This window comes from Mariniradius sediminis (assembly GCF_021491425.1).
Classification (GTDB): domain Bacteria; phylum Bacteroidota; class Bacteroidia; order Cytophagales; family Cyclobacteriaceae; genus Mariniradius; species Mariniradius saccharolyticus.
Genome location: NZ_JAKEVZ010000005.1, coordinates 105,918 through 128,064, shown reverse-complemented (window position 1 = coordinate 128,064; position 22,147 = coordinate 105,918). Strand labels below are relative to the sequence as shown.

The following is a 22,147-nucleotide window of genomic DNA, read 5'->3' as shown; positions in this document are numbered from 1 at the left end:
TCCGATCCTTCAGGAGGACCGGAACGAATTGGGTTTTCCTATCTGCACGTTATATCTCCAGTATATAATCCAAGATGCCTGCATTTTTTCCTTTTGGTCTGGTTACTAACAGTGGGAATGTGTCATTTAACTGAATGAGTCGCTCCGCCATGCTTCCTATGAAGAGTGCTGTGGCTGCTGTACGGCCTTTGGCACCAATGATGATTGCATCGGCTTTGATATCCTTGGCTTTGGCGATGATTTCCTCTACAGGGTCATCATCGTCATCTTGAGTGTAAACGGGCGTGATTTTGACTTTCTTTACATCAATCTTTCGGATAAACTTCTTGTAATTGATCTCTGCGTGCATAAGCATGATCGAAGTGAACTCCTCGTAGCTTTTTCCGGTGAAATGGTAGCCAGATGGAATTGTAAATACGTTTTGAACCACGATCTCTGCTTTTCCACCGTATTTTTCAACGATCATAATGGCTTCCTCAAGCGCGTCTTTTGAGTAATCCGAAAAATCTGAGGGTACCAATAGCGTTTTGATATTCGGGACGGAGTTCTCCGGGATGATGAGCAGGGAACAACTTGCCCTTCTCGCCAATCTTTGGGACACGACACCCGTCCCCGGCAAAGTCACCTTCCGTCCGACGATGATCATGTCCACCGACTTTTCATGGGCAAGCTTAAGTATCTTCTTGCTCAATTGCCCTTCCTTGACCACAAAGGCAAACTCCACGTCGTCATTTTTGCCAAAACTACGCTTTACCACTTCCTGCATCTGGGCTTTTCTTTCCTCAACCATATTGTCAATCAGATTGGGGAATTCTTCCAATACTTCCTTTGGAATCTGCAGGTTGCGGATGACGTTGGTAAAATATATCTTCTTCGTTTGGTTGACGGCAGCGATAAATGAAGCAAACCTGACGAGGGTATCGTCCAGGTCACTTTGGTCCAGGCAAACGATTAATTTTTTTATTTGGTACATCATTTCTTACCTTTTCGAGGAGCAAAATTAAAACAAACGGCTCAAAATAATAAATAATTTGAAATTTTATACTGAGTATTCAGTTTTTTGATCGCTATTTCAGATTTAAATTTGGCAGCAAGTCTCAATAATCCGTTCATGCCCGATACTTAATTCCCGAAAGTAGCAGTATCTTGATAAATAAATTGAATTATCAATAAAAATACAACTACATAAAGCCTTTGCCAAAGTTTTATGCTTGAATTGAAACCGCTTGTCACAAAACAAGATTGAATTAATTATGTGAAAGTGGTTTTTTGGCAAACCTGTAATGGGGTAATTCGTATATTCGCAGCATAGGCTCAGGTCGCTGACATGTTCCGACTTCACAATTAAAAAACAATACCGAGTGAAGCCCTTTCCAAAAACAGGCCTCATCCCGTTCCGATCCTCTCGGCGGGACCTCGTATCCAAGGATGCAGGTTAACAGTGGACGTTTGCGGACTTCAGGCAGCTCAAAACTTGTCTATGAAGAGGTTTGGTAACACTCTAAGACCTGAGCTTTTTTATTTTTTTGATCAGTTGCTTTTGACTTTGGAAGGCTATCTTGAGCCCATACACGCCCGCCAGGTAAAAAACGGTGATAAATGAGGACCGTACCAGAATATCCCAAATTCCTTTTTCAAGTTCCCCAAAAAGGTAAAATTGCGCGAAATAGACTGCAAAGCCCAAGCCCAGCAGTTTGGTGATGTCCCAAGAAAAGGGATCAAAACCCATCCTGATCTTGATGTGCAAATACTTGATGACGTTGTACAGCAGCATGGCCAAAAAGGAGGCAAATGCAGCTCCTTCGATTCCATATTGGGGTATGAGCAGCAGATTGAAGCCAATGACCGCTATGCTCATGATAAATGTCGCCGTGATGTTGAAAATATAGTACTTTGAAAAAACGATGATCTCACTGTTGATGGAGAAGAGAATGTCGACCAGCTTTGAAAGTCCGATCCAAAGCACGACCCATTTTCCTGCTTCATAGATATCCTTATTCGGTACGAAATGATACAAGCTGTCAATGTTGGACCAGATACCAAGAAACAATAGCAGGCAAATCAAGAATTGGTGGATTGCGATCTCTTTGTACAACTTCTGGATCGCAGGAAGGTCATTGTTGGCAAAATGGTCCGCAACGAGCGGCATAGCTACTTGGGAGATGGCGCGCTTGGGCAGCTCGATGACGATGGCGATCGAAAAAGCGATGGTGTAGATCGCATTCGCATCAAGCCCAATCATGGAACTCACCATGAGGCTGTCGATTTTCATGATCAGCATCGAGCCTGTGGTACCCAAGAGGGTGATCAAACTGTACTTGAGAAAATCGGTTTTGATCGGCTGTGGAATCCGTCCAAAGTTCCAGTCCAACTGGAATAAACCGAGCCGCTTGACATACACGGTGATGCCGACAAGTGAGATCAGGTATACGAGGGACATGCCTCCGATCATTTGCTCAAAATCGATCCAGCCGAAGAAATAAACGCCCACCAAAATACTGGCAAGGAGTCTATTGACCACTTCCCTGAAAAAAGACGGCACTGCTACCTTCACAAAAGACCTACAAACCGCATCCAAAATCGAATTGAGTACGGAGAAAAGGAGGATAAACACCACAACCCATAAAAAACCGATTACCTCCGGCGCGTTGGTTGCAAAAGCGCCAATGATGGATTGCTTGAAAAGCCAAAACACCAACGAGACAATTGCAAATCCCAAGAATGACACCGCCAAACTGAAGGTCAAAAAAGAATCCCTACTTTCAGAGGCCAAGGGAAAGAACCGCGTGATTCCATTTCCAAGGCCAAGCTGGGCGACCGGGACGAGTAGCAATGCCATATCTTGAATCGTTCGGTACAAACCGATTTGCCCGGGGTCCAATACATAGGGAAGCAGCCAAAGTACATTGAAATAACCAATCACCACGCCGAGGTACGAGGAGAGTGTGGTGAGGAGGGATTGGCGGGCGATTTTCTCCATTTAGGCGTTTTTTACAGCTTGGATCAATTCAGACTGTCTTTTGGAATAGGGATAATCGTTGACAATTTTTTGTCTCGCTCGCTTTCGATACCCCTCAAAATCCATTGAGAGTGCCCGGTCAATAAGCGCAATCAACTTGGTAGAATCCTTTTGCGGGAGCACCAACGACTCATCACCGATGATGGCCGGCACGTCGCCAACTTCCGAACCAATCGGTATACAACCACAGAGCATCGCTTCGGCCAAGGCATTGGGAAAGCCCTCAGACATGGAAAGTTGCAGGTAATAGCGATGTTCGTTCAGTATCTGGCGAAGTCCAGTCAAATCCATCGATCCCAAAACAGCAACATTAGCTGATTTTGCCTGATAACCAATATCTCCGACCAAAGTAAACTTGCATTCGGGCAGGAGCGGAGCAATCTGCTCGATCAAATCGATTCCTTTCACGGTCGCCCGACTGGTTTTTGAAATTCCTTTTGCGACTGTAATGAAGGTTTTCGGTGCCCTTGGTGTGTTGAAATCAATCCAAAATTTTGAATCGAAACCATTGTGGATCACTTTGATCGGCGTCCGCAGGTCAGGGATCAAATTCAACAGGCCTTGTTTCTCGGGCACATCGGGTGCAAATCTATATTCATTTTTGACCAATGAATCAGCAACCGGGAGAATCAAACTGCAGTTTTTGAAACTGAAATTGGTGGCCTTTTTGAGCCAAATTTTCCGATAGTTTCCGTATTGAATGCTGGGCATGTTTACCGCATCAGTGCCACCGCAAAGGATGACACATTTTTTTCCGGTAATCCTTGAGAAAAAACTTGGGATGACGGTATGATATCCGCCGAAAAAACAAACCCAATGTGTGGTCCATGGCATCAAGAAGATGATTTGGAGGAATTGGATGAGAAAAAAAGGCAAAAGTAACCATGCATTTTGGGTAAAGACCAGAGGCCTGACCTTAAACCCGGATTTAAGCATCTCTATATCCCTGTCTGTAAATGCGGTCCTAACGGGATAGATATAGATTACCATAAGAGAGATTGCTATTCTTGGGGAATTAAATGAGGCCGTTTCTTACCCGGATCAGCAATCGCTCGATGAAGACCGGCCATTTCTTCCTAAGGGTGCTTTTGTTGATCTTCGTATTCCTTTTTAGGATAAAATACTGGTAATCCTTTTCCTCGTAGAATACAGGATAGGTTTCCATTTTCTCTAAGTAGAAGCCATTATCCCGCCAAGACGCCAATAAGTTTGCCGTGTCCAAAGGCTGGTCGATGATCTGAAGCTTGTCTGGTTCCTGTCGGATATTGTATTCCAGAAACCTTGGCGCGGGAATATGGATAAAGACAACCGAATCCGCATGCGCGTGCCTGTTGATTTTTTCAAAAAGAGCGGCATGTTGCTCCACAGGGATATGTTCCAAGACATCGGGAAACACAAAGAAATCAAAAGTCTGTCCAGGCTTGTTGAAATCACTCATATCCGAAACCTCAAATGCCAGATTGGATAGACCTTTCCAAAGATTCCGTGCCTTCTCGATGCTCTTTTCACTGATGTCTACAGCCAAAACATTTCCGTTCGGGGTTTTCCGCGCGATCAATTGACTCACCGTCCCGATGCCACAGCCCACTTCCAAAACACGGTGATCGGACTTCAAGCCAGCCTTTAACAACTTGTCAATGATGCTCAAATGCCGGGAATTGATGCCTATCTTTTCCTGTTTGCCGACGTAATGGTCGTAAAACTCCTTTACCTCCTTGGTATCACTCATGATTTGCTTGGTTTGAAGTAAAGAACGAGTCCACCAATCAGCACCAACACGACCAAATACTGAAACAACACCGTCCACAGCTTGGTCTTGTAGAAACTGTCAGGTTCGAAGCGCAGTTGAATAGTATGCTTGCCTTGGGGGACCTCGATGGCGCGAAGCAGGTAATTGGCACGCATAATGGCCGTTTCCTGCCCGTCAATCGACGCTTTCCAGCCAACGGGGTAGAAAATCTCTGAAAACACCAACATTCCTGCTTGGTCCGCCTGGACTTCGTAGGTCAGTTGGGAAGGGTTTTCTGCTTTGACCGATAAAACCTGTCCGCTTCCAGCTTTTGGATTTCCAAATTCACTTGAATTCACCACAGCAACATCAGCGGAAGGCAAGGTTTTGATCGCCTCCATCTCCTCGTCATTGGATGTGACGGTCTTGATAGCGGTTGGAAACCAAGCGGCGCCATAGCTGGCTGGGTTTTGGAATACCGCATTTTCCGCCGATCCGGCGACAATGTACTTCGTGTTGAGCATGTTCAAAATCGGAATCTCATTCCACGCAAAATCTCCCGCTTGTGCTTTTTGGATAAAGTTTTGGATCTCTTGGCCCAAGGCATTTTCGACCAACTCTTGGTACCGTTTCATCTTGGCGCCGTGATATCCCCCGACACTGTTGAAATAGTAGCTTGTCCGAGCTTTGTTGAAAGGATCATCGAGGTTCAAAACCCGAAAATGTCCTGTGTCCTTCTGGATGGCTTTGTCAGCGGGCGTTGCCGCAAAATACTGTTCGGAGGGATTGAATTGTAGGGACTCTTCGTTGACATAGCGTTTGTTGATGATCCAGAGATCCAAGCCAATCAGCAAGGCTATTCCAATCCCGGCCAACTGGGCTGATACTTTTTCCTTGAAAGCAGCAAATACCAATCCCGCCGCCAACCCGATGAATATCAAACTTTGCAAAGCGCTGCTCCGCAAAATGGCTTTACGGTCATTCTGAAGCGGTTCGACCAACCAATCGGGCAGGTTCGCATCCACACTTCCCCTAAATCCAAACATGCCCGCCAATATCCAAATCACAAGTGCAAGCCCGCCAGTGCTCAAAAATGCAATTCCCAGTTTCTGAAGTAGTTTCGGATCTTTGGAATTCCTGAATGCATGCTCCAATCCCAAGCTGCCCAATACGGGAATCGCAAACAAGGTCATCGAAAAGGCCATGGTTACGGCCCTGAACTTGTTGTATCCGGGAAGAAAGTCGAAAAGTGCATAATTGAACCAAGCGAGGTTTTTACCCCAAGCCAATAAGATGGACAATAACGCAATGCAGACAAAAATGTACACGTCCTTCTTGGGTGCAAAAATAATTCCCAGCACCAGCAGAAACAACATCACCACACCGCCATAAATCGGTCCGCCTGTACCCGGCTGCTCGCCCCAATAGGTCGGCGCTTGATTGATAAATCCATTCAACTGGGCATTGTCCACACCGTTGGCACGGAGCGCCTGCTCGGTTTGGGAGTTTTCCGGAAGCGGTTCGGTACTCGCGCCGCCGTAGATGTAGGGCACGAGCAGTGTGAGTGTTTCCAATTTCCCTTGGGACCAATTGAAGGCATAGTCTTTGTCCAAGCCACCTTGCCTTTCGGCGGATTGGCCGATATTGGATGCACCTCTTGTTGAATACTTCCCATATTCCAACACCGTCATGAACCTCGTAAGATTGGCACCTACTGCAAGCACGGCCCCAATGACAAGTATCCCAATGGCCTTTGCGAAATGAGGTGCTGCTTTTTCCCTGATTGCCCATACCAGTTCACCCAACCCATAAATCAGGACGATCACGACGGTGTAATAGGTGATCTGCAAGTGGTTGAACTTAAGCTGCAGCATCAATCCCAAGGCAAACAAGGCCAGACCTAAAAGTCTTTTTCCTTGGAACGTCAGGTGAATCCCCGCCAAAATCAAGGGAATCAGGCAAATCGCCCAGATTTTGGCGTTGTGGCCAGCTTCGAGGCTGATGAGGTGAAAGGTATTGAACGCAAAGGCGATCGCTCCTGCAATGGAAAACTCAGGCCTCACCTTGTAACCCAACAGCAGGATATACATGCTGACCATGCCAAAAAACAGCGAATTGATCGGGTGGGGGAGTCCCAGCGTGATGACTTTGATCAGTGTGTTGGTGATATCTCCCGGGATTTCCAGACTGACAAGGTAAGCAGGCATGCCGCCAAACATTCTATTGGACCAAAGTCCTTCCTCACCCGTCGCTTTCCGGTAGTCCAAAAGCTCCTTGGCTGCTCCTTCCCACTGAAGGATATCGTATTGGAACAGGATCTTTCCGTCAAACACGATGGGGGAAAAATAGAACAGCACGAACAGGTAAAATATCAGAATCCCCAAAGCATGGGGCATAATGTCTTTCTTGAAATTCAGTGGCATGAAATATCGCTGTGTGAATGAAGCTGCAAATTAAAAAAATAAACGAACCCGAGGCATCCCTGAGCGAGATAGAAACTTACCGACCTCTTCGAATAGCCACAAATTACGATTCGGCACCTATCTGCTACTGGAAATCTTGGTCAAATGCCTCATGATTCCCAGTCCCCATTTCCCAAATTAATTCCTATTTTTGCAGCAAATCGATCAAAGTATGTTTGATAATCTCAGTTCCAAGTTAGACAGGGCCTTCAAGACACTGAAAGGTACCGGAAAAATCACCGAAATCAACGTCGCCACCACCGTCAAGGAAATCAGACGGGCCTTGATAGACGCCGACGTCAACTATAAAGTAGCCAAAGAAGTCACAGATACCATCAAGGAACAGGCGCTCGGAAGGGACGTGTTGATCGCCGTTTCTCCTGGCCAATTGTTGGTAAAGATCACCCAAGAGGAGCTCACCAAATTGATGGGTGGATCCAAAGTAGACATCAATATCAAAGGTGACCCGGCAGTGATTCTGATTTCCGGTTTGCAGGGTTCTGGTAAGACGACATTTACAGGAAAATTGGCCAGCTTGCTCAAAAAGCAAGGTAGGCAGGTGTTGTTGGCGGCTTGTGATATTTATCGACCAGCTGCGATCGACCAGTTAAAAGTATTGGGCGAGCAAGTCGGCGTGGAAGTCTATGCCGAGCCTGAAAACAAGAATGCACTTCAGATTGCCAGCCGGGCGATCGAGCACGCGAAGAAAACCGGTAAGAAAATCGTCATCGTCGATACTGCGGGCCGCTTGGCTGTGGACGAACAGATGATGCAAGAAATCGAGGCTTTGAAGAAAGCTTTGAATCCTTCCGAAACCCTTTTCGTGGTCGATTCCATGACTGGTCAGGATGCCGTAAACACTGCCAAGACCTTTGACGAAAGGCTGAATTTTGACGGTGTGGTGCTCACAAAGCTCGACGGGGATACGCGCGGTGGTGCGGCAATTTCGATCCGCCACGTAGTGAATAAGCCGATCAAGTTCATTTCTACCGGTGAAAAGATGGAAAACATCGACGTTTTCCACCCTGATAGGATGGCCCAAAGGATTTTGGGAATGGGCGACGTGATCTCTTTGGTAGAGCGTGCACAGCAATCTTTCGACGAAGAAGAAGCCAAACGCATCAACGCCAAAATCCGCAAGAACCAATTCAATTTTGATGACTTCTTGTCGCAATTGGAACAAGTCAAAAAAATGGGAAATATCAAGGACCTCATGGGCATGATTCCCGGTATGAACAAGATGATGAAAGGATTGGACATTGACGACGATTCGTTCAAACCCATTGAGGCAATCATCCGCAGTATGACACCGAAGGAGCGTGAAAATCCTGACATCATTGACGGAAGTAGGCGGAAGAGGCTTGCGGCGGGTTCAGGCCGAAATATCACCGAGGTCAACAACCTGATGAAGCAGTTCGACGATATGCGGAAGCTGATGAAGCAGATGAACAAAATGGGCGGTGCCCAAAAGGCCCTCGGAGGCATGATGCCGAAGATGGGAAGAAGATAAAACCTGGTTGATCCAAAGTCAAATCCTGCCCGAATCGTGTTTTGGGCAGGATTTTTTTGTTCAGCAAAGCCGATACTTCTTCCCTGGTAGTGATTTTATAACTCCATCAAATTCAAGATTTAATAGTATCATGGCTAAAGTAGATATCGAAATATCTGATAGAAACGCCAGTTGGTCGATTTCCAGTTCGGTTTTTTCGATCAAAAATCCCAGAACCTTCTTTTCGTCTCCCTGATACTTTGAAAGATCAAGGGATTTTGATGTGGGTTTGTTTTCGGCAAAATTGTCTTTCGACCAAGATAAGGACTCTTCCAGGACTTTCGGTCCCGTATAGATGCCGGCCTTCAGCGTTTGGATGAGGTTGTTGCAGCCTTCGCTGTAGGGAGACATCAGATTACCGGGAACTGCAAATACCTCCCTGTTGTAGCTGTATGCGATTTCGGCGGTTATCAAAGCACCGCCTTTTTGAGCAGCCTCGACGACGATGATGGCATCGGAAAGCCCTGCTATAATTCTGTTTCTTTTCGGGAAATTCGTAGGATGCATTTCGGAACCCGGCGAGAATTCGCTTAAGATCCCGCCATTTTCCAACATGGCCTGCGCTGTGGCTTTATGCGCAGCGGGATAAATCTGATCGATCGCCGAACCCATGATTCCAAGTGTCGGGATTCCGGCACCTAGCGACGCACGGTGGGCCTCGATGTCAATTCCATAGGCAAGTCCGCTGATAATTGTCGGTTGGTAAACTGCAAGGTCTTCGATGATTTTGCGGGTGATGCTGCGTCCATACTCGGTGGCTTTTCTGGTACCGACTATCGCGACCGTTCGCAGCGGATGCAGATCGAAGTTTCCCTTCGCGTACAGCACCATAGGGGCATCCTCCATCAATTTCAACCTGCCAGGGAATTCAGGCCTCGCCAAAGTCAGGATCCTAATCCCCTTTTTATCGGTGGATTGGATGATTTCGTCTGCCTTTCTGAGGTACGTGTCTTTGTTTTGTATTGCTTCCCAAAGGGATTTGGTCACGCGGGTAATTTTGCTTGCCTTGCCAAACTTCCAGGCAAAAAACTCCTCTACCGATCCTGCATGGGCAAGGATACCTCTATAAATCGAAGGGCCGATTTTAGGTATTAAACTGAGCGCAAGTTCATGTCTGAGGGACTCAATGCTTGGTGCTTGCATGCATATTGTCCCTGATTTCGATCAAAAAACGGCGGATTTGATGCAGTCTATCCACCATGGCCGCTTTGTCAAAAACTTTTTGCTGGTCATTTTTGATGACTTCCTGAGCACCCTGCAAAGTGTATCCCTTGATCTTCACCAATTGGTAGATGAAGCGGATTTTCTCAATGTCTTCTTTGGTGAAACGTCTGTTTCCCTTCTTGTCTTTTTTGGGCCTGATGATGTCAAATTCCCCCTCCCAATACCTTATCAGCGAAGGTGCTACTTTAAACATGCTGGCTACTTCCCCAATGGAGTAGTATTTTTTTTCGATTTCTTTTTCTTTGTAGGGCACGGTGTTTAAGCTTTACTTTAACCAAAAATAGTAAAAATAATGGTTTGTCAAGTGCTGAAGATTTTTTTCATCAAAACCCATTTTTCTCCCAAAGGTACGTTTGGCAGTGGTTTTTGATAAGTGGACATGAGTTTTTCCCATTCCCGGATCACTGGATTTGATTCGTCGATTTGCTTTTTCCGTTCGAAGGAGAAGGAATCATCCACCTCAAAAATCATCACAAGTCTTGTTTCCCAGCGGTAAAGCTCCAATTTCAAGATGCCCGCATCGATAAAACTCTGCCTCACATCAGGCCAAATATCTTCGTGGTACTTTTCATACTCAGCGATCCGAGCGGGATCATCGACCAAATCCAAGGTGAAACAAAATCGTCGATTCATGCTGGGTACAGGCAAACAGGTTTTCGAAAAGGAATACTCGGAAAAGCCGGGATAAGTCAATTTTTCCGAATATTCCTTATTGGTGAAGACGGATTACTTTTTATCGGTTGGTTTGTTTTCTTCCGTCGGATCAGGATCGTTTCCTTTTAGGTAGGAAGGAAGGTTAAGTCCAGCCATATTGAATAAGTCATTGAGTGGCGGAACAGTCTTCATCAGGCCGGAGACAAAATTGGCAGTGGATCCTTGGCCATTTTCTCCATTATTCGCACCGGAGTCCCAAACAGTAATCTTATCAATCTTGATGTTTTTGACTGCTTCCACTTGTGTTCTGACCAAGTCAGGGAGCTTCTCGATGAGCAACAGTTGGAAGGCTTTGTTTGGATCACCGCCTGCCGCTGCTACGACATCCCTGTAGCCTTCGGCCTGCTTGGTAAGGATTTCGTAAAGACCGCGAGCCTCGGCATCCATTTTTGCAAAAATCGCATCAGCTTCGCCTTTCGCCTGTACCCGGATTCGTTCCGCCTCTGCTTCCGCCTCTATAATCGCTTTTTGTTTTGCGATTTCAGTAGGCACTACGACGTTGGCGATTTGGGTGGATCTTTCCCTCTCAGAACGGGCAGTTTCCGCTTTCTGCTCTGCCAGGTAGGATTCCTCAAGTGCTTTTGCCTGCTGGACTTTCTCTGCAGCCAAGGCAATCCTCAGGGCCTCTGCCTCCTTTTCGCGCCGGATGGCGTCGGATTGGGCGATGGAAATCTTGGCCTCATTTTCCCCTTTTACCGCAATGGCATTGGCCTCCGACGTCTTGACGCGGGTATCCCTTTCCGCTTCGGCCTTACCGATTGACTCGTCTTTTGCAGCTTCAGCGATACTGATTTCCCTGTCTTTGTTGGTGATGGCGATCTTCACATCCCGGTCTCGGTGTGTTTCGGCAATCTGCACGTCTCGTTCCCGATCTGCCAAAGCCTTACCTGTCTCGCCGATCTTTTCCTGTTCAGCCACGGAGATCTTGGCTTCATTGATCGCCTTCGCAGCCGCCTCTTTTCCCAATGCTTCGATGTAACCAGACTCATCCTTTATGTCGGTGACATTGACGTTGATCAGTTTTAAACCGATTTTTTTCAATTCGGTGTCGACGTTTTTGGAGATGTTGTCCAAAAATTTATCCCTATCCGAGTTGATCTCTTCGATCGTCATTGTCGCGATCACAAGCCTCAACTGACCAAAAAGAATATCCTTGGAAAGCTCTTGGATTTGGTCGGGCGAAAGGCCTAAAAGCCTTTCCGCGGCATTGCCCATGCTGTCCACATCAGTGGAAATGGCAATCGTGAATCGACAAGGCACATCCACACGGATATTTTGCCGGCTAAGCGCATTTGTCAAGTTGGCCTCAATTGAAATCGGTTTGAGATCCAAATAGGCATAATCTTGAATAACAGGCCAAATAAAGGCACCACCGCCATGAATACACTTTGCTGAAGTTCCTCCTGTACGACCGTAGATAACAAGAATCTTGTCGGACGGACACCTTTTGTACCGAGAGACCAAGGCGGTCATCGTGACGAAAACAACAACTACTGCTGCAATAATTAAATAAATGGGCTCCATATAAGACTAGAAAGTTTAGATTTTTTCGACGACCAAAATGTTTTCTGAATCGATAGATTTCACTTTAACCAAGGCACCTGTGGGGATTGATTCGAAATCGGTCACGGCTGCCATTTCCTTAAACGTACCTTTGACGCTGATTTGGATCTTTCCGGTTCCGGACCGCTTGGCAGGTACGGTCAAATACACCTCTGCTGTCTTCCCCAGAGCTTCCTGCACTTTGAAAGTATTATCCTCAGCAAGGCGCTGCAGTTGCTTAATGATCACGAAAAATATCAGCACAAAGCCCAGTCCTACAAGGAAGGCCAAGGCAACCAATAGAAACTCGCTTTCGATCAACTGATAAAATGCAATCCCAGCCCAGCCAAAACCCATCAAAAAGTTGATGAGATTTCTGAAGGAGAAAAACTGAAAAGGTCCACCAGCATCGTCCAAATTACCGTCAAAGTCAGCTTCCAGACCTTCCCCTGCATCCACGCCGATAAATGTCATCACCATTTGGATTAGGAATACAAGCGAACTCGGGATCGCGATGTACCAGAACACTTTGAGCAAGGGCTCCATTTCATTGAACATTTCCATATCTCAAATTTTAGTTTTCTAAACTAGGTAAATTACCTTTTGACGCAAAAAGTCTTCGAGAATTTTTTTTCCGACAGGCCAATCCCCGAACTATTTTCCTATGAATCCAAACTCTAAAGGGTGCTTAAACAAGAATCCAATTTTTGCTCTTGACAAGTTGTAGGTTCCAAATCAATTGATCCTAAAAAATTACGATTCGGGAAAGGGAAAACCGTCAAATTGTTTTAAACATAAATAGCTGAAAATCAGTATTTAAAATACTAAATGTAATTCAATTTATAGCTTTTATTTATTTTTTATCATTAAAGACAAGCTTCTTGTATGTTAAAAACTGTATTTCATAAAAGAAAAAGTTTTTATAGCAAATCCAAAAGCTTATATTAACCTCGAATTTGGAGTATTATGGTTAGTTTTTATCGTCCCGGAAAAGTCAGTGCAGTAGCTTTTTTGCTTCTCCTCATTTTTTTTAATGCTCAGGGACAAGTCACGACGATGGGCAAAGAGTTTTGGTTTGGCTTCATGGAAAACAACGGCGTTCCTCCTGACGCGCCGGATAGGGGAGTCGTGGTTATCACTGCTGCAGAAGCTGCTACCGGGACGCTAGAATATGATGGAAGGACGGTCAACTTTTCATTGAATGCCGGTCAGCAGTTCATGTACCAAATCAACGATTCTGACATGCTGCACAGAATCTCGGGGATGGTCCAAAACAAGGGTTTGTACATCCAATCCTCTGGAAATGTATCCGTGTATGCCTTCAATGAGCGATTTCGCTCGGCTGATGGCACGGTTGTGCTACCGGTTCCGACATTGGGGAAGGAATACCTCGTGACATCCCATTTTGAAACGATGACCTACCCAGTCAATTACAATGCCAATGCCAATAATGAAAGTCTGCTGCTCGTAGCGGGAGTGGAAGACAATACCAAAATAGAGATCATACCCTCAGTGTGGACATGGACCGGCCAAGCTCCGAATGTTCCCTTCACCATTTCCCTCAATCGGGGACAAAGCTACCAAGTCAAGGCAAGAGGCGACCTTACCGGTACCCGAGTAAGGGTAATCGGCGAAAACGTGGAAGAATGTAAAAATATTGCGGTGTTTGGAGGCAACAAATGGACCAGTGTAGGGGACTGCGGTCAGGCAAACGACCACCTTTTTCAACAAGCCTATCCGATCAATACTTGGGGTTCTGAGTTTTTTCATATCCCCTTGGCCGGAAGAAGCTCAGGTGAGCTTGTTAAAGTCCTTGCTTCTGAAGACCAAACCCAGGTATGGGTCAACGGGGTAAATCGGGGCACATTGAATGCGGGTAAGTTCATGACCTTGAATTTCCAGCAAGATGAGGTAGCTTCCATCAAGACAGATAAGCCATCCGCTGTGACGGTTTTTGCAAAGAGCCAAAACTGTAATGACCGAAATCAGCCCTTTTTCGACCAAGGTGATCCTTTTATGATCACCTACAGCCCAAATCAACAGCTACTCACCAGTATCACGTTCAATGCACTCCAGTTGCCGTCAATTGTAAATCACTATGTCAACGTGATCGTCAAGACAGCCGAAGTGGATGCCACCCGGCTAGATGGCAACAACATTGGAAATCGGTTTTCTCCGATTCCCGGAAGTTCCGAGTATTCTTATGCAAGAATCAACATAGGCGCGGGTGTACATTCTTTGAATAATAGGGGAGGTTTGATAGCCTATGTGTACGGCTTTGGATATATTGAGTCTTATGGATTTGCTGTGGGCGCGAGTTTGGACAATTTGAATTTCCTAACGGACAGCGAATATGAGTTTGATGTCGTTGGAGAGCGTGTAGCCTGCCTTGGACAGGAAGCAGCCTGGCAAATCGTACCTGACAACGAACTTTTTACGTTTTTTACCTGGGATTTTGGTGACGGTACCGCTGAGAAAAAAGGGAAGGAAGTGGATCATGTTTTTTCCACTCCAGGTGAATATGAAGTAAAAGTAATAGCGGCAGTCAGCGAAAATTCCTGCGATCAACAACAGGAAGTCATCTTCAAGGTGAAAGTCGAAGAAGTAACCGGTGAAATAAGAGGCATTGCCAAGGTTTGTCCCAATGTCGAGGAAATCACCTACGGACTGCTGACCGAAGCTGAGATTTCAAAAGTCGATTGGGAGGCAATAGGAGGAGAGATCATTTCAGAAGACCCGGCCAATAATCGTGTTACGGTACTTTGGGGACCAGCAAATCCGGCAGCCCAGATCATTGCGAAACCTTACAATATTGAAGGTTGTCCAGTAGCCCCGATTGCCATGACTGTAGTTATCAATCCATTGATTGAGGCACTTGTACCGGTCGGGAAAACTGAGATTTGTTTTGATGCTGAAGCGGAATGGACATATGAAGTTGGTACTTTCACGAGCGGACGAGGATACGAATGGTTTATCGAAGGAGGGGAGTTCATCGGTTCCAATGAGCTTAACACGGTGAAGGTAAAATGGAATAATCCTGGCGTAACGGGTCAAATCTGGTACCTGGAGTATAGCCTCAAGGATGATTTTTGTGAAGGGCTTTCGCCAAAGCTTTCTGTGTTGGTAAATGCGGAGTTGTCAATTGCGCTTCAAAACAAGCAGGATGTCATATGTTTTGGAAGTCAAACCGGAGAGATATCTGTTCTTGCAACAGGTGGAAAACCACCTTATGTCTACACTTGGAGTCACAACACTAATCTGAATAATGGGACGGCTGGAAACTTGGGAATTGGTAACTACTCAGTTTCCGTCCGGGATGCATTTGGGTGCAATGTTGAACTAACAGGAATATCTATAACCCAACCGGACCTTCTAACCATTGCAAACATCAGAACAGAACCGACTTCGTGCTTTGGAAGGCCCGACGGCAATGCACTGGTTGAGGTCAAAGGAGGCGTACCTCCGTATTCAATCGACTATGATGAGTTCAGCTTTGGAAATTCCGAGATCGCCCTTAACGGATTGGAGGGGCGGAATTATACCTTTATCGTAAAGGATGCCAACGGTTGCTCGATTCCTGCGAATTTTCGGATCGAGTCCCCAATGCCGGCTGAGGTCGACGTGAGAATGGTTAAGGCCACCTGCCCGGGCGGTTCTAATGGGGAATTGGTGGTCGGGTCGGCAAAAGGACTGGCTCCGTTCAGCTATGTTTGGGCATACGATAACTCCACCGGTACCAACCTGACCGGATTACCAAAAGGTCGGTATGAGGTAAAAGTAAGGGACGGATTGGGGTGCATCAGCATTGGCTCTGGGGATCTGTATGAGGAAGTTCCTAAAGCGCGCATGCCGACCGGATTTGATCCACGGGACGGGAATTTTGGCCCAGTAGCCAATTGCGAAGTCAATTATACGTTAAAGGTTTTCAATAGATGGGGTGGAATGGTTTATTCAGGACGAGAAGGCTGGGATGGGACCTACAATGGTGAGGATGCGCCACCCGGCACCTATACCTACCAAATCGTATATGAGGCTACTGTCAACGGAATATATACAGTTGATGAACAAAGGGGAGTCGTGACACTACTTCGATGACAACCTCAATAGACAAAACACTTTGGTTAGACAACAATCTTGCTAAACAAACCCTTTAAACAAAAACTAGTCTGGATAGACAAAATTTATTGATAAATTAGGAAGTTTAGAAATCACCGGGTTTGGATGCGTACTGCCATTAAAGTCCTTGTTTTGATTTTGGGAATTCAGGTTGTTACTGTCTTTCAATCTCCGGTATTTGCCCAACTCTCGACGATAGGGAGGGAATTTTTTGTCGGTTTCATGGAAAACAACCGAATTGTTCCTAATCGCTTGGATCAAGCCACGATTATTATCTCGGCTGCGGAAGACGCCAATGGATTTATTCAATATGCTACCGGCACCCATATGTTTTCGATAAAGGCGGGCGAACAGTACGTGTATGATTTCCCAAAAGACGGGTTGGATGTAATTCACCGTTCCTCCGGGCAGGTTGAAGATTTGGGTATTTATGTTTTTTCCGATGGCAACATAGCCGTTCATGCCTTCAATTTCAGGGAGCGAAGCGCGGATGGCACGGTTATTTTACCCTTGTCTTCACTGGGAAAGGAATATTTTATTACGGCACATCACGAGGATTTTGCTCCTGACGTCAACCCTGGAAGCAACGTCAATTATGAAAGTTCGATGCTCGTCGTGGCGGTGGAAAATGACACAGAGATAGAAATTGTGACCACTGCCCCAACCATCAATACCATTCCGCCCGGTGCACCCATCAATGTCAAACTCAACAAGGGACAATCCTACCAAATCAAAGCTAAGGGTGATTTGACAGGGACAAGGGTAAGGGTTTTGGGTAGTCAGGATGGTGACTGCAAAAACATAGCGGTTTTTGGGGGCAACAAGATGACAGCCATTGGACGGGACTGCGGCGGTACGACGGGTGACCATTTGTTTCAACAAGCCTACCCTGTATTCTCTTGGGGAATGGAATACATCCACATGGCATTCAAAGGACGTTCGTCGGGAGAAATGGTCAAGGTATTGGCTTCAGACAACAATACAGAGGTCTTTATCAATGGCGTTTCTCAAGGAAAAATCAATCGCGGTAAGTTTCTCACTTTCAATTTTGGCGAAGACGAAATCGTCAACATCAGGGGCTCAAAACCCATAGCGGTCACCACTTTTGCGAAGAGTCAATGGTGCAACATCCAAAATGGCCCATTTGCCAGTAACGGCGACCCTACAATGGTGACGCTTAGTCCAAATAACCAACTGATAAAAAAGGTTGCTTTTTCGGCAGTGAGGGTCGTCGGGATTGTCAACCATTATCTGAATGTAATCGCAAAACGAGGTACGGAATCACTCACATTCCTTGACGGAGTGAATGTGGGCAACCAATTCCAGCCAGTCCCAGGCAATTCCGATTTCTCATACGCTCGAATAGAGATATCCCAAGGCCCACATACACTTTCCAACCTGGAAGGAATCATCGGGTATGTATATGGTTCGGGATTCATTGAGTCCTATGGATATTCGGCGGGGGCAAGCCTTGCCAACCTCAATTTCAGGACGGAGGTCGACTATGAATTTGAAGTTGAAGGAGACAAAGTAGCTTGCCTGGATAAACTTGGAACATGGAATGTGATCCCTTTTGATCCGAAGTTCCAGATATTCGAGTGGACTTTTGGTGATGGTACTCCGATGCAGGAGGGAAAAGTCGTTGATCATAAGTTTGAAAAACCAGGTAAGTATGAAATCCGAATCACCGCTTTTACGGGAGACAGGGCTTGCGACCAAATTCAGGAAGCGGTATTCGAGGTAGAGGTCGTAGAATCCCAAGGTTTATTAGAGGGCCCAGATACGGTTTGTCCCCTGATTGATGTGGCAACGTACACGTTCGAAAATATCGAGAACACGGCAAAAGTGCGTTGGGAGGTGAGCGGGGGACAGATTGTCCAAACTACTGACTACACCGCCCAAGTGAGATGGGGAGCGCCAGACCCCAACGCAAAGGTAGTGGCCTTTCCCATGACAAAAGAAGGTTGTGAGGGTGAGCCTTTGGAAATCAAGGTATTGATCACCGAGTCCATTCAGCCGGGTGCGCCAAAAGGAAAATCGCAAATTTGCTTTGGTGAAGCGGATACCTTCAAATACCAGGTAAAGGACCTTCTTCCCAAGCGAGGCTATGAGTGGTTTGTAACTGGCGGGGAAATCATCTCGGGACAATCCACAGCTGAGATAACTGTCAAATGGGGCGGAATCGGGTCCTCTGGCGAAATTTGGTACCGTGAATACAGTTTGGAAAACCCCACTTGTGATGGATTTTCCACTCGTCTGCCCATCAATGTCAACCAACCTTTGGCTTCCTCGCTAAAGACGATGACTACCGAAATTTGCGAAGGATCCACTTTTGGACGAATTGAAATCGAGTCTACCGGTGGTACGGGTGATTTCACGTACAAATGGTCCCACAGTACTACACTGAATGCTCCGATAGCCGAAGGCTTGCCCACTGGGATATACGCAGTGACGATTACGGATAAAGGAGGATGTGAGATTGTTATTGAAAATCTTGAGATCAAAACTTCGATACCATTTTCCCTACTCGGCCCGCCGAAGATCACCAATGCAACCTGTTTTGATTCAAATGACGGCTCGGTTTCGTTTGAGCTGGTTGGCGGAACGAAGCCTTATAGAATTGAGGGATTTGAATCCACCATCACGGGAGGCAAAGTTGACGTCAGTGGCTTGAACAGGGGTCAATATGATCTGGAGGTGAAAGATGCTGTCGGATGCTCGTTTTTTGTTCCGGTCAAGATTGAATCTCCGGAGCCCATCTCTATCGAATTTGAGATTGAGCGCTTCGCATGCGGTGGCTTGGCAAACGGCACGCTGCTGTCGATTCCAAAAGGAGGCGTTTCTCCTTATATATTATCTTGGGAAGCGGATGCAAGTTCCGATATACGCCTCAGCAACATTGCCTCTGGCAGATATGGCTTGCTGGTAGAAGATCAAAATGGCTGTCAATTGCGTGCCTTTGGAGAAATGCGGGACGGCGCACCCACATTGCGAATGCCAACTGGATTTAATCCCTCTGATGGGAAATTTGAAGGAGTGAGCAATTGCCAAATCAGTTTCGAACTTTGGGTCTACAACAAATGGGGCCAATTGGTGTACGCAGGTGCAGACGGCTGGGACGGTAAAATCAGGGAGTACGATGCGCCCGCCGGAACATATACTTTCATGATCGAGTACGCCTTTGAAATTGACGGAAAAAAAGAGAAACTCCAGCAAAGAGGGGCTTTCACAATTGTAAGGTAATTTTTCAAAAATTTCCCCAACAATTGCTGCCAATTCACATTTAGGCTTATAATTGCACTGCATTTTTAAATTTATCACCTATGAAAAAAATTTTAATCACCGGCGGAGCGGGTTTCATCGGCTCCCACACGGCAGTTTCCTTGGTTCAGTCTGGCTTTGAACCTGTTATTTTGGATAATTTTTCCAATTCCGATCACTCAGTCATCGGTAGTCTCGAACGAATCTTAGAAACAAAGATCAAATGGTATGAGGCAGATTGCTTGGATAGAGATTCGGTCAGGGAGATTTTCTCCGAGAACGAATTTGCCGGTGTAATTCACTTTGCTGCGTCAAAAGCAGTTGGAGAAAGTGTAGCCAATCCTCTGAAGTATTACCGCAACAATGTGGAGTCATTGCTTATTCTACTTGACGCAATGGCTGAATACGGGGTTAAGGATTTGGTTTTCTCATCCTCCTGTACCGTATATGGGCAGCCTGAGATACTTCCAGTTTCGGAATCAACGCCAAGGCAAGAGGCTGAAAGTCCTTATGGTAACACCAAAAAAATATGTGAGGACATTCTCAGGGATTACATCAAGAGTGGCGCAAAATCAAGAATAGTCGCTTTGCGCTATTTCAATCCAATCGGTGCGCATCCTAGTTCCGAAATTGGTGAATTGCCAAAAGGCGTGCCGGCCAATTTGGTACCTTTCATTACGCAGACCGCAGCAGGCATAAGGCAGCAGTTGACAGTGTTTGGTGATGATTATGATACACCTGATGGTACATGCGTGCGGGATTATATCCATGTTTTGGACCTTGCGGATGCCCATGTGAAGTCAATCCAGTATCTTTTTAAGCAGCAAGATACCTTCTACGATGTTTTCAATGTCGGGACCGGCAACGGCAATACAGTGCTTGAAGTAATCAAAGCCTTCGAGAAAGTATCGGGGAAAAAATTGAATTACCGCATAGGCCCGCGGCGGGAAGGAGATGTCGTGAAGACCTGGGCTAATACGGATAAAATCAAGAATCTGCTTGGCTGGACTCCCAAATACAGCCTGGAAGATTCGATGCGGGATGCTTGGAATTGGCAGGTGAAGCTGGGATCGGCCGGGAAGTAAAAAAAATATGTTTCTGAGATAGAGGCAGGTAATTTGCCAGACGGGAAATTTTCTTGCTCGATTTTGCAAAACACGTTCAATTCCCTACATTTGCACCACTTCAAAAGAGAAGGGTCACGGAGTGGTAGTTCAGCCGGTTAGAATGCCTGCCTGTCACGCAGGAGGTCGCGGGTTCGAGTCCCGTCCATTCCGCTTTAGTTTAAGAGTTTCAGTTATTGGAGTGGTAGTTCAGCCGGTTAGAATGCCTGCCTGTCACGCAGGAGGTCGCGGGTTCGAGTCCCGTCCATTCCGCAAATAGCCTCAGCAAATGCTGGGGCTTTTTTTTTGGCTTATTGTAAATTTTCAGGCACCGGAATCGATGGTGATAAGGGTTGATCGGCCCGAGATTGGGCTTGGGGCTGATGAAACAATAGACATCGTCGGGTAGCGGTTAATCATATTATTTCTATCTTTGCCAAAGCCAAAAAAACCAATTATGCTGTTAGAATTCGAAAAACCGATTGCTGATTTGGAGTCCAAACTTCAGGAAATGAAGGATTTGGCTAAGGGAAAAAGCATTGATTTGACCTCAGATATTCATTCCTTGGAAGAGAAGATTCAAGCCCTGAAAAAAGAGACTTTTCAAAACCTTACCCGATGGCAACGGGTACAGCTGTCTCGCCATGCGGATCGCCCATATTCCCTAGATTATATCTATGAAATGACCAATGATTTCATCGAGTTGCACGGTGACCGCACAGTCAAGGATGATAAGGCCATGGTTGGGGGATTGGGAGATATTGATGGGCGAACGGTAATGTTCATTGGTCAGCAAAAAGGAAGAAACACCAAACAGAGACAGGAGCGAAACTTTGGGATGGCAAATCCCGAAGGATACCGAAAGGCCCTTCGTCTCATGAAAATGGCTGAGAAGTTCAATAAACCAATCATCACGCTGATCGATACTCCGGGTGCATTTCCCGGCTTGGAAGCTGAAGAGCGGGGGCAGGGTGAAGCCATTGCCCGCAACCTCAAGGAAATGTTCATGCTGAAGGTCCCGGTCATTTGTATCATCATCGGTGAAGGTGCCTCAGGTGGTGCTTTGGGAATCGCGATCGGCGACAGGGTATATATGCTTGAGAATACCTGGTATTCGGTCATTTCGCCCGAGTCCTGCTCTTCCATCCTATGGAGGTCTTGGGACTATAAGGAACAGGCCGCCGAGGCCTTGAAACTGACCGCTTCGGACATGCAGAAAAACGGTCTGATTGATGGAATTATTGAGGAACCGCTTGGAGGTGCCCACAAGGACTTGAAATCGATGGCAAAAACCATCAAGGCAACAATTATTCAAGCATTAAAGGAATTAGATAGCATTAATCCAGAGGACAGGATCAACCAAAGGATCGACAAGTTCTGCTCCATGGGCGTTGTTGTCGAGTAAATATTTACAAATCAACCGCAGAA

At 46.2% G+C, this 22,147-nt stretch carries 15 protein-coding genes and 2 tRNA genes; 7 read left to right on the top strand and 10 right to left on the bottom strand.

Annotated elements, in window-relative coordinates:
- Window positions 1–49: 49 nt before the first annotated feature.
- The 5 genes from L0U89_RS07965 to L0U89_RS07945 all read right to left on the bottom strand — a co-directional run bounded on the left by L0U89_RS07965 (window position 50) and on the right by L0U89_RS07945 (window position 7,171).
- Window positions 50–973, bottom strand: a complete 924-nt coding sequence (locus L0U89_RS07965; protein ID WP_234861189.1) for a universal stress protein — start codon at window positions 971–973, stop codon at window positions 50–52.
- A 528-nt stretch (window positions 974–1,501) separates the two neighbouring features.
- Window positions 1,502–2,980 carry a lipopolysaccharide biosynthesis protein gene (locus L0U89_RS07960; RefSeq protein ID WP_234861050.1) on the bottom strand — a complete coding sequence of 493 codons (1,479 nt, stop codon included), beginning with the start codon at window positions 2,978–2,980 and terminating at the stop codon, window positions 1,502–1,504.
- Window positions 2,981–4,009 carry a glycosyltransferase family 4 protein gene (locus L0U89_RS07955; protein ID WP_234861049.1) on the bottom strand — a complete coding sequence of 343 codons (1,029 nt, stop codon included), beginning with the start codon at window positions 4,007–4,009 and terminating at the stop codon, window positions 2,981–2,983. It lies immediately after the preceding gene.
- 25 nt (window positions 4,010–4,034) lie between these two features.
- Window positions 4,035–4,748 (bottom strand): class I SAM-dependent methyltransferase, encoded by a 714-nt coding sequence (locus tag L0U89_RS07950; RefSeq protein WP_234861048.1) that lies wholly within the window; start codon window positions 4,746–4,748, stop codon window positions 4,035–4,037.
- Complete coding sequence (locus tag L0U89_RS07945; RefSeq protein ID WP_234861047.1) at window positions 4,745–7,171, bottom strand: YfhO family protein; 2,427 nt, start codon at window positions 7,169–7,171, stop codon at window positions 4,745–4,747. The genes L0U89_RS07950 and L0U89_RS07945 overlap by 4 nt, the downstream gene beginning before the upstream one ends.
- Window positions 7,172–7,382: 211 nt before the next feature.
- On the opposite strand from L0U89_RS07945, the gene ffh reads away from it, so the two are divergent.
- Window positions 7,383–8,720, top strand: coding sequence for a signal recognition particle protein (ffh, locus tag L0U89_RS07940; protein ID WP_008629885.1), 1,338 nt, complete (start codon window positions 7,383–7,385; stop codon window positions 8,718–8,720).
- A gap of 60 nt (window positions 8,721–8,780) precedes the next feature.
- Here the strand turns inward: ffh and dprA are convergent, their stop codons facing one another.
- The 5 genes from dprA to L0U89_RS07915 all read right to left on the bottom strand — a co-directional run bounded on the left by dprA (window position 8,781) and on the right by L0U89_RS07915 (window position 12,803).
- Window positions 8,781–9,902 carry a DNA-processing protein DprA gene (gene dprA, locus L0U89_RS07935; RefSeq protein WP_234861046.1) on the bottom strand — a complete coding sequence of 374 codons (1,122 nt, stop codon included), beginning with the start codon at window positions 9,900–9,902 and terminating at the stop codon, window positions 8,781–8,783.
- Window positions 9,883–10,236, bottom strand: coding sequence for a MerR family transcriptional regulator (locus L0U89_RS07930; protein WP_234861045.1), 354 nt, complete (start codon window positions 10,234–10,236; stop codon window positions 9,883–9,885). Before L0U89_RS07930 ends, dprA begins: the two co-directional genes overlap by 20 nt.
- A gap of 47 nt (window positions 10,237–10,283) precedes the next feature.
- Entirely contained in the window at window positions 10,284–10,616 is a 333-nt protein-coding gene (locus L0U89_RS07925; RefSeq protein WP_234861044.1) for an L-rhamnose mutarotase, read from the bottom strand.
- A gap of 93 nt (window positions 10,617–10,709) precedes the next feature.
- Complete coding sequence (locus L0U89_RS07920) at window positions 10,710–12,221, bottom strand: flotillin family protein (protein WP_008629881.1); 1,512 nt, start codon at window positions 12,219–12,221, stop codon at window positions 10,710–10,712.
- Between the two features lie 15 nt (window positions 12,222–12,236).
- Window positions 12,237–12,803 carry a serine protease gene (locus L0U89_RS07915; RefSeq protein WP_234861043.1) on the bottom strand — a complete coding sequence of 189 codons (567 nt, stop codon included), beginning with the start codon at window positions 12,801–12,803 and terminating at the stop codon, window positions 12,237–12,239.
- A 402-nt stretch (window positions 12,804–13,205) separates the two neighbouring features.
- Here L0U89_RS07915 and L0U89_RS07910 point away from each other — a divergent pair, with 402 nt between their 5' ends.
- The 6 genes from L0U89_RS07910 (at window position 13,206) to L0U89_RS07885 (ending at window position 22,124) form a co-directional block, all read left to right on the top strand.
- Window positions 13,206–16,334 carry a PKD domain-containing protein gene (locus L0U89_RS07910; RefSeq protein WP_234861042.1) on the top strand — a complete coding sequence of 1,043 codons (3,129 nt, stop codon included), beginning with the start codon at window positions 13,206–13,208 and terminating at the stop codon, window positions 16,332–16,334.
- Window positions 16,335–16,460: 126 nt separating this feature from the next.
- Window positions 16,461–19,598, top strand: coding sequence for a PKD-like domain-containing protein (locus tag L0U89_RS07905; protein WP_234861041.1), 3,138 nt, complete (start codon window positions 16,461–16,463; stop codon window positions 19,596–19,598).
- A gap of 80 nt (window positions 19,599–19,678) precedes the next feature.
- The gene (galE, locus tag L0U89_RS07900; protein ID WP_234861040.1) at window positions 19,679–20,701 is read left to right on the top strand and encodes a UDP-glucose 4-epimerase GalE; all 1,023 of its coding nucleotides are present in this window, start codon (window positions 19,679–19,681) and stop codon (window positions 20,699–20,701) included.
- A 118-nt stretch (window positions 20,702–20,819) separates the two neighbouring features.
- Window positions 20,820–20,893, top strand: a tRNA-Asp gene (locus tag L0U89_RS07895).
- A gap of 25 nt (window positions 20,894–20,918) precedes the next feature.
- A tRNA-Asp gene (locus tag L0U89_RS07890) sits at window positions 20,919–20,992 on the top strand.
- Between the two features lie 184 nt (window positions 20,993–21,176).
- Complete coding sequence (locus L0U89_RS07885) at window positions 21,177–22,124, top strand: acetyl-CoA carboxylase carboxyltransferase subunit alpha (protein ID WP_234861039.1); 948 nt, start codon at window positions 21,177–21,179, stop codon at window positions 22,122–22,124.
- Window positions 22,125–22,147: the final 23 nt, after the last annotated feature.